At 42.8% G+C, this 11248-nt stretch carries 11 protein-coding genes and 1 pseudogene; 10 read left to right on the forward strand and 2 right to left on the reverse strand.

Going from position 1 to position 11248, the window contains the following annotated elements; all coding sequences use genetic code 11:
• Positions 1-172: 172 nt before the first annotated feature.
• The 7 genes from LC653_RS33390 (at position 173) to LC653_RS33420 (ending at position 4925) form a co-directional block, all read left to right on the forward strand.
• Positions 173-400 (forward strand): hypothetical protein, encoded by a 228-nt coding sequence (locus tag LC653_RS33390; protein ID WP_229498994.1) that lies wholly within the window; start codon positions 173-175, stop codon positions 398-400.
• Positions 401-801: 401 nt separating this feature from the next.
• Positions 802-1029 carry a hypothetical protein gene (locus LC653_RS33395; protein WP_229498996.1) on the forward strand — a complete coding sequence of 76 codons (228 nt, stop codon included), beginning with the start codon at positions 802-804 and terminating at the stop codon, positions 1027-1029.
• Between the two features lie 395 nt (positions 1030-1424).
• Positions 1425-1652 (forward strand): hypothetical protein, encoded by a 228-nt coding sequence (locus tag LC653_RS33400; protein WP_229498998.1) that lies wholly within the window; start codon positions 1425-1427, stop codon positions 1650-1652.
• A gap of 393 nt (positions 1653-2045) precedes the next feature.
• Positions 2046-2258, forward strand: a complete 213-nt coding sequence (locus LC653_RS33405) for a hypothetical protein (RefSeq protein ID WP_229499001.1) — start codon at positions 2046-2048, stop codon at positions 2256-2258.
• Between the two features lie 73 nt (positions 2259-2331).
• The gene (locus tag LC653_RS33410) at positions 2332-2559 is read left to right on the forward strand and encodes a hypothetical protein (protein ID WP_229499003.1); all 228 of its coding nucleotides are present in this window, start codon (positions 2332-2334) and stop codon (positions 2557-2559) included.
• 507 nt (positions 2560-3066) lie between these two features.
• On the forward strand, positions 3067-3402 hold the full coding sequence (locus LC653_RS33415; RefSeq protein WP_229499005.1) for a hypothetical protein: 336 nt from the start codon (positions 3067-3069) through the stop codon (positions 3400-3402).
• Positions 3403-4664: 1262 nt separating this feature from the next.
• Entirely contained in the window at positions 4665-4925 is a 261-nt protein-coding gene (locus tag LC653_RS33420) for a hypothetical protein (protein WP_229499006.1), read from the forward strand.
• A 662-nt stretch (positions 4926-5587) separates the two neighbouring features.
• Here the strand turns inward: LC653_RS33420 and LC653_RS33425 are convergent.
• Together LC653_RS33425 and hisD are read right to left on the reverse strand one after the other, a co-directional pair.
• Entirely contained in the window at positions 5588-6013 is a 426-nt protein-coding gene (locus tag LC653_RS33425) for a universal stress protein (RefSeq protein WP_229499007.1), read from the reverse strand.
• Positions 6014-6594: 581 nt separating this feature from the next.
• Positions 6595-7896, reverse strand: a complete 1302-nt coding sequence (hisD, locus tag LC653_RS33430) for a histidinol dehydrogenase (RefSeq protein WP_229499008.1) — start codon at positions 7894-7896, stop codon at positions 6595-6597.
• A gap of 738 nt (positions 7897-8634) precedes the next feature.
• On the opposite strand from hisD, the gene rpsT reads away from it, so the two are divergent.
• The 3 genes and pseudogenes from rpsT to LC653_RS33445 form a co-directional block, all read left to right on the forward strand.
• Positions 8635-8934, forward strand: a complete 300-nt coding sequence (gene rpsT, locus LC653_RS33435; RefSeq protein ID WP_229489171.1) for a 30S ribosomal protein S20 — start codon at positions 8635-8637, stop codon at positions 8932-8934.
• A gap of 313 nt (positions 8935-9247) precedes the next feature.
• A complete protein-coding gene (locus LC653_RS33440; RefSeq protein ID WP_229499010.1) occupies positions 9248-10033 on the forward strand; it encodes a TatD family hydrolase in 786 nt (261 codons plus the stop codon).
• A gap of 746 nt (positions 10034-10779) precedes the next feature.
• A pseudogene (locus LC653_RS33445) lies at positions 10780-11248 on the forward strand (DNA-directed RNA polymerase subunit beta); the annotation flags it as partial.

Here is an 11248-nt window from a genome sequence, read left to right on the forward strand (position 1 = left end):
TGAAGGCCTGTAATATATATTTCTTAAACATTTGGTTGCTTGACCTTTTTAGCAAGAGTCGTATAATACTTCTAACGACACAAAAAAGTTACTAAATATACACTTTACGGTTCTATCTATTACTTTTGAGTGACGTTACTTTAATCCCAACAATCAAGCGAGAACTCAAATCATGGAAAGCACATTGTTTACTGCATTAAGCACCAACGAAGAAGCCAATCTGTCTGGTGGTGTTACAACCTTTTTTGGTCTAACATTTACATTCACTGGCAATGGCGGAGCTGGCGGAACTGGCGGAAATGGCGGAGCTGGCGGAGCTGCCGGCTTACTGACCCCAGGCGGAAATGGCGGAGCTGGCGGAGCTGGCGGAACTGGCGGAACTGGCATTTCATTCTCTTAAGGCAATAGGCAAACTTATGAGGTTTAGTAGAAGGGAAACAATAAACGTCTTGACGCAGTTAACTGCACCTTTAGAGCAATAAAGCGTCGCGTTTGAAATAATTTCCCCTGTTGCCGCAGGTGAAGTTACTTTTAAACGCGCCTCAATTGCTAATCGACTTAATCCTACCAGCGATTAGCTGTTTCTTGATCGCAGTAATCCTAACATAGGTTTATTGTTATTCATCTACTGTTCTTAAAAAACCTTAACATTGACGTTGCCTACCAAAAACCGTACATAAGTTGTAGCGCTTTTTCCTAAACATACTGTTCTCCTTTGAGTAGTCCAGTCGGGAAACAAGCGCTGCTACTTGAGAAATCGACCATATCCATCACAATCTTACTTATAACTTCTGGATAATCATGGAAAACACATTGTTTACTGCATTAAGCACCAACGAAGAAGCCAATCTGTCTGGTGGTGTTACAACCTTTCTTGGTCTAACATTTACATTCACTGGCACTGGCGGAGTTGGCGGGAATGGCGGAACTGGCGGAACTGGCGGAGCTGGCGGCTTATTAACGCCTGGCGGAAATGGCGGAGCTGGCGGAACTGGCGGAACTGGCGGAACTGGCATTTCATTCTCTTAAGGCAATAGGCAAACTTATGAGGTTTAGTAGAAGGGAAACAATAAACGCGTCTTAACGCGATTAACTGCACCTTTAGAGGAATAAAGCGTCGCGTTTGAAATAATTTCCCCTGTTGCCGCAGGTGAAGTTACTTTTAAACGCGCCTCAATTGCTAATCGACTTAATCCTACCAGCGATTAGCTGTTTCTTGATCGCAGTAATCCTAATATAGGTTTATTGTTACCCATCTACTTTTATTAAACAACCTTAACATTGACGTTGCCCATCAGGAAGCGTGGATAAGTTTCAGTAGCGCTTTTCCCTAAACATACTCTTCTGCTTTGAGTAGTCCACTAGGGAAACAAGCGCTGCTACTTGAGAAATCGACCATATCAACTTATAACTTCTGGATAATCATGGAAAACACATTGTTTACTGCATTAAGCACCAACGAAGAAGCCAATCTGTCTGGTGGTGTTACAACCTTTATTGGCGTGACATTTTCATTCACTGGCAATGGCGGTAGGGGCGGAAATGGCGGAAATGGCGGAACTGGCGGAGCTGGCGGCTTATTAACCCCTGGCGGAAATGGCGGAGCTGGCGGAGCTGGCGGAACTGGCGGAACTGGCATTTCATTCTCTTAAGGCAATAGGCAAACTTATGAGGTTTAGTAGAAGGGAAACAATAAACGTCTTGACGCGATTAACTGCACCTTTAGAGGAATAAAGCGTCGCCTTTGAAATAATTTCCCCTGTTGCCGCAGGTGAAGTTACTTTTAAACGCGCCTCAATTGCTAATCGACTTAATCCTACCAGCGATTAGCTGTTTCTTGATCGCAGTAATCCTAATATAGGTTTATTGTTACCCATCTACTTTTATTAAACAACCTTAACATTGACGTTACCCACCAGGAACCGTAGATAAGTTTCAGTAGCGCTTTTCCCTAAACATACTCTTCTGCTTTGAGTAGTCCACTAGGGAAACAAGCGCTGCTACTTGAGAAATCGACCATATCAACTTATAACTTCTGGATAATCATGGAAAACACATTGTTTACTTCATTAAGCACCAACGAAGAAGCCAATCTGTCTGGTGGTGTTACAAGCTTTATTGGCGTGACATTTAGATTCACTGGCACTGGCGGAAATGGCGGAAATGGCGGAAATGGCGGAAATGGCGGAGCTGGCGGCGGAAATGGCGGAAATGGCGGAGCTGGTGGACGTGGCGGAACTGGCATTTCATTCTCTTAAGGCAATAGGCAAACTATAGACCATATTTCTCACAATCTCACCTCACAGTCCAACTTATAACTTCTGGATAATCATGGAAAACACATTGTTTACTGCATTAAGCACCAACGAAGAAGCCAATCTGTCTGGTGGTGTTACAAGCTTTATTGGCCTTATATTTACATTCACTGGCAATGGCGGTAGGGGCGGAAATGGCGGAAATGGCGGAAATGGCGGAGCTGGCGGCTTATTGACCCGTGGCGGAAATGGCGGAGCTGGCGGAGCTGGCGGAGCTGGCGGAACTGGCATTTCATTCTCTTAAGGCAATAGGCAAACTTATGAGGTTTAGTAGAAGGGAAACAATAAACGCGTCTTAACGCGATTAACTGCACCTTTAGAGCAATAAAGCGTCGCCTTTGAAATAATTTCCCCTGTTGCCGCAGGTGAAGTTACTTTTCAGTGCGCCTCAATTGCTAATCGACTTAATCCTACCAGCGATTAGCTGTTTCTTGATCGCAGTAATCCTAATATAGGTTTATTGTTACTCATCTACTTTTATTAAACAACCTTAACATTGACGTTACCCACCAGGAACCGTAGATAAGTTTCAGTAGCGCTTTTCCCTAAACATACTCTTCTGCTTTGAGTAGTCCACTAGGGAAACAAGCGCTGCTACTTGAGAAATCAGCTAAACATACCAATAATTTCCGATATTTTCTCTGTTGAGATATGGAATATAGCCATTTTGGTACGCATTTGCTCTCATTATCTTAAGTCAAAACTGCTTTGTCAAAAGTTCAAAACTGATAATTAGCAACTTAGGTTAAGTATGGAAAGCACTCAAACATCCCCAATGTTTATCTCATTAACTGAAGGCGAAGAAGCAAACTTGTCTGGTGGTAAGGTTAACATTACTGGTACAGTTATAAAGAACGGAGCACCTGGAAAAAACGGAGCACCTGGAAAAAACGGAGCACCTGGAGGAGCTGGAGGAGCTGGAGGAGCTGGAGGAGCTGGAGGAGCTGGAGGAGCTGGAGGAGCTGGAGGAGCTGGAGGAGCTGGAGGAGCTGGAGGAGCTGCATTCACAATAAAGGGAACATCTGTGCCAGTAGATTTACAAAATCTCCTGAGATCCATTTTGGCAAGTCTATTGTTCCGACCATAAAGTCTATGAGAATGATAATACAACTAGACTGTTGGTCAAATTTTTATTTAATCATGCAGGGATAAAACCCTGCTATTTTTTTGGGTTTTGTCACAAAGGCAAAACCACAATTGTGCTCAGTCACCGTCTTAAAGTAACAGGACTCAATACGGTTCGGTTAAGGTGCATAAACCTTAAAGATCCCCCTTAAAAAGGGGGAAATAGAGCCATTTTTAGCCCCCCTTAAAAAGGGGGGTTGGGGGGATCGAGTCTTATCCGAACCGTATTGTAACAGGACTTACGCACTCAAAACCTGAAACCTCGATCCCCCCTAACCTCGTACTGAGGAGAAGGTTGGGTACAATCCCGCTTGGAAGGAATTTCAATTTTGCCATTGAATTTGGGTCAAACGCTGAGTTTGTTAAGCTTACGTTAATTTCTGGCAACTCAAGGACGTTGAATCGACTGAACGTAGAGACAAGAAAAATCCCCCTTGTTTCTAGGACATCTCTCTAGCTAGAAAAAAGTTAATGGAGGGTTAGTTAGATAAACCCGCATACCATATTTTAATAGAAGCACCAAATTTTTATAATTTTCCTCTAAATTTTTACTCTTTCTTCATTTATTTGCAAAAAATTTGTATTAGCAAAATAATAAAGCTTTTTTCAAATTAATAAATAATTAAGCAAAACTAAACCTTTGTTTATTAAAAAAACTTATATATACTAAATGTAGTGTTGTATAAAATGATTGTAAAAAGCATTTTATACACAAAAATACTTATCTAAAAAATACAGAATTCCAGTTTTGAGTTTTGGAAATTTATTTCAGTGTAACTCGTATAAAAAATGTTATTTAGTTTGCTTGATAATATCCTTAATTCTGGGCATTTTCCTTACTTCATTAGCATTAATAATAAGCTTTATTTATAAATTTTTGGGCATATACGTTTTTTGACAAAATCAACCTTTTAGATCACCATACTTGTATCAATATATATTGACATCTGCGATTTGTTTATAACTAAAAGCTTATTTTTAATTAAATTGTATAAATCCTAACTAATTGTATAAATCCTAACTATGTAGTATCTTTGCTAAAGAGGAAGCGGTATAATATATTTTTATTTCTTGAGAAAATAATTGCTTGACCTATTTAGCAAGAGCCGTATAATACTTCTAACGGCACAAGCAAGTTACTAAATATACTCGTTTACGTTTATATCTATTACTTTGGAGTGACGTGACTTTAATCATCACAATCTAGTCGATTACTTAAATATTATGCAAAGCAGATTGTTCACTGCATTAACCGTCCATGAAGAAGCAATGTTGTCTGCTGGCAAGAAAAAATCCAGCAACCTTCCTGCTAGAGTCACTACTCAAGTCTTTATAGTTATCTCTGTAATTAACCTTATTGGCATTGGCGGCGCTGGCGGAGCTGGTGGGAATGGCGGAGCTGGTGGGAATAGCGGAGCTGGTGGGAATGGCGGAGCTGGTGGGAATGGCGGAGCTGGCATAGCCATCGCTCAAGAAGTGAGTTGAGTACAAGGTAAAGAATAAACGTAAAGACACAAGTAACAAGTGTTTATCTAGATAAAGGATCATAAACTAACTATCCTGTTCGGGAAGGTTCAGTTACTTTATGCCTATCTATAATTGCTAGTTTACTTAACTCGGGCAATATTTCAGCTAGATTGTTCGTTTTTGTAGCTCTAGATAGATCCTAGCATACGTTTATTTTTAACCACATACTTTTCTTCAACAAATTTAACAAAGTTTATCAACGGTTGCTAGTAGGCAACTGTTGATAAAGCCTGGAGAAAACAGAGCATCTGTGCGATAGTAAGATACATATTTATAAAGCCTATTCTTTCGACTAGAAAGTGTATGGGAATGATAATACAACTAGACTATTGGTCAAATTTTTAACCATACAGGGTTTTTCACATGTTATCGAGTACCAGATGGTAACATGGAATACCAGGCTTTTGCCCGATATAGCCAAGAAAATTGTGGAGCTGTTTATCGTAAATCAGAGGTGATTTGTAAAGAAAATCTAAAGAGCTTTTGATTGAGCGGGACTAGATTCTAATCTAGAGCAAGTTGAATAGATGTATAAAAAATGAGTAGTCTGCCAGAGATTGCCAATCCCAAAAGAAAATTTTGGAGTTTATCACGATTGATCTTACTTGGCTTACCTGATTCTAATTCGGCTTTACCACCAACACCGAACAGTTTGCCTCTTCGACGACTTGACTGCTAACAGAACCCTGCACAATTCGCTTCACCCCCATCAATCCCCGGCTGCCAATTATAATCAAGTCAGTTTTGTAAATATTGGCAAGGCGAATAATCTCTTCGGCAGGATCACCAGTTACCAGTTCTAACTCACTTGTGACTGATAAGTTTTCCTGATAGGCTTGCAGCTGTTTTTCAATCTGAAAATAAGAAAATGTTGGTGACTCTGGCTGAGGACGATCAGCGGGTAGTTCCATTTCTGACTCTGGCGTAAGGAAGACATGACAGAGAATAACCTTGGCATCTTTTGACAACGCCAAATTATCTAAAGTCCTAATTACTCGTTCTCCAATTTCCGAACCGTCCAGAGCTACCAAAATATTCTTTAGCACCGCTTTCGTCTCCTAAAGAGTAGACCCCTTACATAAGTATGTAGCAAAACTTGTTGGCAGCTACACTAAATTATTTTTCCATCTGCCTACTTAGTTTATATATTCGAGACTGTGCCATATATCAATACGGTTCAGTCAGCGCCAAAAACCTTAAACTGCGTAGGTTGGGTTGAGGAACGTAGACCCAAAGGGGCCTCCCGCAGGGTAACCCAACATTTCCGGGGCTTTGTTGGGTTGCGCTTTGCTTAACCCAACCTACAATTTTTTTTAACCCAAGTGTATTGTGCCATTAAAGCAACGTGAGTTCGACGAACCTCTCCCTGCCTTGAACTAAAGTTCAAGTCTGTCCCTCTCCGACTCGGAGAGGGACGGTTTTGCGTAGTAAAAGCAGGGAGAGGTCTTTTAATTCAGCTAATTAAGCAGACACTATAATGAGCCGTCGAATTCACGTTAAAGCAGGGTAGCAATTAGCGTGCGTAGACGCGTAGCGGCTTGTCGTCAGACATCGCCATCCAAACTTTTATCTGGAGTCTATCGAGTGACTTTTGCCAACAGTATTAAAAAAAATTAAGCATTCCAAATCACTCTTCTTGCTGAATTCGGCGTCGGACTGAATCAGCATGGGAAGGTAAACCTTCTGCTGTCGCTAGCACATCAATGGCACTAGCCACATTTTGCAGCGCAGTTTGGGAGTATTGAATAATACTAGAGTGTTTGAGGAAAGTTTCCACCCCTAATGCCGAAGCATAGCGGGCAGCACCAGAAGTTGGCAAGGTGTGGTTAGGGCCTGCCAAATAGTCTCCTACAGCTTCTGGTGTAGAGTAACCCAAAAATATTGCCCCAGCGTGGCGAATCTGTGGTAGGAGTGCCCAAGGATCTTTGATTTCTAATTCCAGGTGTTCGGGGGCAAATTCATTTGAGAGTTCTGCTGCTGCTTGGAGCGATTCCACAAGCACAATCAAGCCGTAGTGAGCGATCGCTTTTTCTGTGTCTATTCGCCGTGGGTGATCTACTAGCTGTCTTTCCAAGGCTAATTGCACGTTTTTCGCCAAAGCCGCATCCGTTGTCAGCAAAATTGCTGCAGCCATTGGATCGTGTTCGGCTTGGGCTAGCAAGTCAGCAGCTACATGCACTGGATTTGCGGTTTCATCGGCAATCACCAACACTTCGCTGGGGCCTGCCAAAGAATCAATGCCAACGGTGCCATAGACAAGTTTTTTCGCTAGGGTAACATAAATGTTACCAGGCCCAGTAATCACATTCACTTTCGGAATTGTTTCTGTGCCATAAGCTAAAGCGGCGATCGCTTGTGCGCCTCCAATGCGATAAATTTCTTGCACTCCTGCTTCTTGGGCAGCTACCAAGACTGCTGGGTTAATTGCACCCCCTGGGCCTGGTGGTGTCACCATGACAACGTGAGGTACAGCAGCAACATGAGCCGGAATTGCATTCATCAGCACTGTACTGGGATAGGCGGCACGACCACCAGGCACATACAACCCCGCTCGATCTACGGGGGTGTAGCGTTTGCCCAGCACTACCTCATCGTCGCCAAAGTGTACCCAGCTTTTTGGGACTCGCTGACGATGAAACGCTTCAATTTGGCGGCAAGCTAGCCGAACTGCGCCCAACAACTCTTTTGACACCTGCTGATAGGCTGCATCTAGTTCCGAGCCTGTGACTCGGAGTTCTTCTGCTTTCAGGGTTTGTTTGTCAAATTCGGCTGTGTAATGCAATACAGCTTTGTCGCCTTGGCGCTTCACTGCTTGCAAAACTTCCCGCACCGTTGCTTCTTTGTGAAGCACCTGTTCGTCATGGGTGCGATCGCAGATCCGTTGTAGTTCTGCTCTGACGTCTGCCTGCTGAGTAATGATTCGCAGCATGGAGTAAGGACAATGCCAAAATTATAATAAGATCACTTGAGATTTAGTATTGCTCTTGACCCACTGGGGTGTGCAAGCTGACTCTAATTCTCTTCTCTAGCTTAACCTGGATTTTTTTGATACTCTCAAGTCTGCCAGCATCTAGTTTGCTTGAGAAGGCCACTTAATTGCTCAGTCCAACCAGCCAAGGCTTGGCTAGCGGCAGGAAGCAGGCGTGCCATTTCCCGCTACTCTTACGCCCTTACCCTCACTCCTTGCGGGGTGCAGGTGGTGTATTGACACATCCAATCCCCCAGATTTACAGGGGTTAGGGTCTGAGTATAATTTTTCTTTTCCTAACTTTTAGTAGTTAACATCTGTATAGAGGCGATAATATAGTATCGATTCTATACTTTGAAACCCCTGAAATTTAGCTCTTTACAGTTTCTTGCCTTTGACAATACATCTGTTTTCGGGACAGATTGATTATTATATTGGCAATCACATTGCTTAACCAGGTGATGAGTTAGGGTGACTATTTTACATGTACCTCATTTTAACGCATTTCCTTAATTGACGACACACCAAATTAAGGACTGGGGATTCGGGAGCGGGGACTAAAAACTATCTTCCCCAATCTCCAGTACCGAATTTCCAATGATAGATTTTTTTTAGGAAATTATAACATTGGCAATTTGGATGCTATATTAGTAAGTCTAGTAGTGTGTGTACATATTAATAGTATTTTTGGAATTGACTGTGGCGAATACAAAGTCTGCTCTCAAGCGTGCCCAAATCGCAGAACGTAACCGACTGCGTAACAAAGCTTACAAATCAGCAGTCAAGACGCTGATGAAGAAATACATTAATGCTGTAGCTGTCTATACAGCTAATCCTACCCCAGAATTAAAACAAGAAGCACAGGCTCGCTTATCCGAGGCTTACGCCAAAATCGATAAAGCGACTAAGCGGGGTGTCCTTCACCCAAACAATGGGGCAAGGAAAAAGTCAAGATTGGCTAATAAACTAAAACCTTTAACTCAAGCAGTTGCTCAATAGTCATTGATGAGTCAGTGGCCTCTTCTGAATGAGGGAGACACCATGTTACAAAGCTTACCAAAGTTTTTGTAAGTGGTGTGAAACGCCAAGGGTAATGGCAAGCCAGTGTAGTCTTGAAAGTTTCCACACCACTTACTCTATGTCTCTCAACCCGTCCAACGCAGGGCTGTCCCATGAGCGAATTAAAATGAGTAGCGGGCGTGTCCCTCTTGAGGAGTTTAGCGATCGCAGGAGTAAAGATTCACCCGGACGGTCATTTGTGCTTAGTCGTGATCAGGGCTAATAATTTATGACCAATGACAAAGGGCAAAGAATGCAACTGATAGACACGCACGTTCATCTCAACTTTGATAGTTTCCAGCCGGATTTAGCAACAGTGCGATCGCGGTGGCAAGAAGCAGGAGTAGTACGTTTAGTACATTCCTGTGTTCACCCAGAGGAGTTTTCCAGCATTCAATCCATAGCGCACGACTTTCCCGAAATCAGCTTTGCCGTAGGATTACATCCTTTAGATGCTGAGAAATGGAATCACGAGACAGCCGAAAAAATCAAAACTTTAGCGAGTTCTGACTCTGGTGTGGTAGCAATTGGAGAAATGGGGCTGGATTTTTACAAAGCTGATAACTATGAGCATCAGGTGATGGTGTTTGAGTCGCAGTTAGCGATCGCATCTGAACTCAACTTACCAGTGATTATCCACTGCCGCGATGCTGCTGTGGCAACCAGAGAAGTGTTGCAAAAATGGCGGGAAATTAAAGGAGAAAGAGTGCGGGGCGTCATGCATTGCTGGGGAGGAACGCCAGAAGAAACTCAATGGTTTCTCGATTTAGGCTTCTACATCAGCTTTAGCGGGACGGTAACGTTCAAAAACGCCAAAGCGATCCAATCCTCGGCTGCGATGGTGAGTAGCGATCGCTTACTGATTGAAACAGACTGCCCATTTCTCGCCCCAGTTCCTAAACGAGGCCAGAGGCGCAACGAGCCTGCCTACGTGCAATATGTAGCCGAGCAAGTAGCTAAACTGCGTCAGGAAACGGTAGAGGCGATCGCCCATCAAACCACCCAGAATGCCTGTGAATTATTTGGTCTGTCAATATAAAGTGTGCAATAATTCTCTTTTATTCCGTTGTGCTAAAAAAAAATAAAACTCTAGAGAGGGAAAATATGGTAATATTATTCCCTCAAAAACATTTTGCTTGCGCCATAATGATAAAGGAAGGAACCTAAAATTTCTGAGCCTAATTTTCCATACTCTTATCGGCTTGGCCATCCTCCAAATCTCTACAAGCGGATGCTCTCTACACATGACTAACTGTGCCAACCCAAGTTGAGCTAGATTGCACAACATCGGTTTGGTGTGTATCGAACCTATTCAAAATCGTTAAACGAAATTGCCTTGTGAGTACAATCCAGCAAAATGAAGTGATTCTGATTCAAAGCCGACAAGGTGCGGATCATTCCCTCAGTCTTAGGATATCTAGGATATCACTGAGAGTATAAATAGGCGGGTGATTTAAGACACACCGTCTAGAGCTGCGTCAGCAAATTAACGCGCTTTTTGGAGGGAAAATGAAGAAAGTAGATAAAACTCAGGAATATCTCAACTGTATATTCTTCTTAAATCAAGACTATAGTGGGTTTTTGGCGTCTGAGTCCCCGATTCCGGGCGATTACCCCCTTGTCCAAATTGCTCATTCCAGCTTTAATGGCTGCGTTTGCCCACACCTGTAAATAGCAAGTGTGTAATAAGAAGTTCCCAAACAGCTAAGGACACTAGCTAGCAGTGGGAAGCGTAAAACAGCAGTGTCCAAGGGAAAATTTTACCAGGTTGACAAAGGAAGAGGCATGACTAAAGAAACATACATGGAACCCGCCTTTCTGTTGCCCGACTTGATTGAAATCCAGCGTTCGAGCTTTCGCTGGTTTTTGGAAGAAGGGCTGATAGAAGAACTTAACTCCTTTAGTCCTATTACAGATTATACGGGCAAATTAGAACTACATTTTTTGGGTCATAACTACAAACTCAAGGAGCCAAAGTACAGCGTTGAAGAAGCCAAACGTCGGGATAGTACTTATGCCGTCCAAATGTATGTTCCCACACGGTTGATTAATAAGGAAACCGGGGAAATCAAAGAGCAAGAGGTATTCATTGGCGATTTGCCTTTGATGACCGATCGCGGCACGTTTATTATTAACGGAGCCGAGCGGGTAATTGTCAACCAAATAGTGCGATCGCCAGGCGTTTATTACAAATCAGAAATCGACAAAAACGGGCGACGTACTTATTCAGCTAGCTTAATTCCTAACCGGGGAG

The organism is Nostoc mirabile CHAB5784 (genome assembly GCF_020829645.1).
GTDB classification, from domain to species: domain Bacteria; phylum Cyanobacteriota; class Cyanobacteriia; order Cyanobacteriales; family Nostocaceae; genus Nostoc; species Nostoc mirabile.

Coding starts and splice junctions, on each gene's coding strand:
- LC653_RS33400 (WP_229498998.1), top strand. CDS start 1,425: ATGGAAAACACATTGTTTACTGCATTAAGCACCAACGAAGAAGCCAAT.
- LC653_RS33405 (WP_229499001.1), top strand. CDS start 2,046: ATGGAAAACACATTGTTTACTTCATTAAGCACCAACGAAGAAGCCAAT.
- LC653_RS33420 (WP_229499006.1), top strand. CDS start 4,665: ATGCAAAGCAGATTGTTCACTGCATTAACCGTCCATGAAGAAGCAATG.
- LC653_RS33395 (WP_229498996.1), top strand. CDS start 802: ATGGAAAACACATTGTTTACTGCATTAAGCACCAACGAAGAAGCCAAT.
- hisD (WP_229499008.1), bottom strand. CDS start 7,896: ATGCTGCGAATCATTACTCAGCAGGCAGACGTCAGAGCAGAACTACAA.
- LC653_RS33415 (WP_229499005.1), top strand. CDS start 3,067: ATGGAAAGCACTCAAACATCCCCAATGTTTATCTCATTAACTGAAGGC.
- LC653_RS33410 (WP_229499003.1), top strand. CDS start 2,332: ATGGAAAACACATTGTTTACTGCATTAAGCACCAACGAAGAAGCCAAT.
- LC653_RS33390 (WP_229498994.1), top strand. CDS start 173: ATGGAAAGCACATTGTTTACTGCATTAAGCACCAACGAAGAAGCCAAT.
- LC653_RS33440 (WP_229499010.1), top strand. CDS start 9,248: ATGCAACTGATAGACACGCACGTTCATCTCAACTTTGATAGTTTCCAG.